Genomic DNA, 1,184 nt, shown 5'->3' on the forward strand with positions numbered 1-1,184 from the left:
AGTGGCCATCCTGTCAATGCACCATGGCTGCGGTGACCATGCACCATTTCAGCGGTCTGGGTGCACCATTCGTGCGGTCTAAAGGCACCGTTTCAGGCGGCGTATTCACATAAACATCTCCTATAAGAGAGGGACTGCGATGAACCTGTTTGAGCGTATCCCAACTGATTTATTTTCCATTTTGGCCTCGCCGAATCGTGCACTGTATGCCGACGCACTTGATGTGCTTTGGGAAGCATACCGAGACAATTTAAAAATTCCAGAGAACACCTTTTACTCCATGCTTCGCAGCAAATTGGAGCAGCAGCTGGCCGATGCCACATTCGAGGGGGAGGACATTGATGAGGAAGAACTGCGGGATATTTCGGGCCGCGCCAGATTTCTAATTCGTAAATTATACAGCAAAGGTTGGTTCGAAAAAGAGCGCAGTGAGGACTTTAATGAATATATTACAGTTCCTAGCTACAGCAGCTCCCTTCTGAAGCTGTTCCATCAACTACGGGATGACAGTCCCATTCGCGGCTATTCCTATGTGTTCAGCACCTACTCCACCCTAAAAGTGGCCGATGAGAGTGGCAGCATCTATGACAAGATGGCGGCGGTTTACAATGCCTATGATAATACCCAGGCACTGCTCCAGCTGCTGCAAATGGTCTATCACAATGTAAAGCATTTCTTTCAATTGCAAATTAAGATGCAGGAAGTGAATGATGTTCTGGCCTCACATTTTGATGATTTTGGGCAGAAAGTGGTAGAGGCCTATATTCGGCCACTGAAAATCAAGGATTCGGTTCCAAAATACAGGGTTCCAATCCAGACGATCCTTACAAACTGGGCCGAAGATGATGCGCTGTTGACAGCTCTTGCCAACGCTGCGTTACAGGATCGCCGGGGCGCCGCACTGGCAGACTGTCGACGGGATCTGATGCAAAAAATTTTTGAGGTAAAGGACTGTTATGACAGCATTGAGTCGGAGTATCTGGATGAAATTGATTGCCAGGTGCGCCGGTATACCAGGGCAACGACACAGAAGTTAGAAAATTTGACCAACCGTGATTTCTCCGTTCGTGGAAATCTAAGGCAACACCGCATAATAAGGCAAAAAGAACCGTCCTGCCAAGACATAGCTTTTGGCAGAACGGTTTGTGTTTAGAATTCTCGCAGAAGGCATACGGATTCAAGCC

General features: G+C 47.8%; 1 protein-coding gene. It reads left to right on the forward strand.

The window, feature by feature from the left end; genetic code table 11:
* The first annotated feature begins 139 nt into the window (after window positions 1–139).
* Window positions 140–1,153 carry a Wadjet anti-phage system protein JetA family protein gene (locus tag H6B51_RS17115; protein WP_243421382.1) on the forward strand — a complete coding sequence of 338 codons (1,014 nt, stop codon included), beginning with the start codon at window positions 140–142 and terminating at the stop codon, window positions 1,151–1,153.
* Window positions 1,154–1,184 lie beyond the last annotated feature (31 nt).

The organism is Pseudoflavonifractor phocaeensis, from assembly GCF_016901955.1.
Lineage (GTDB): Bacteria > Bacillota > Clostridia > Oscillospirales > Oscillospiraceae > Flavonifractor > Flavonifractor phocaeensis_A.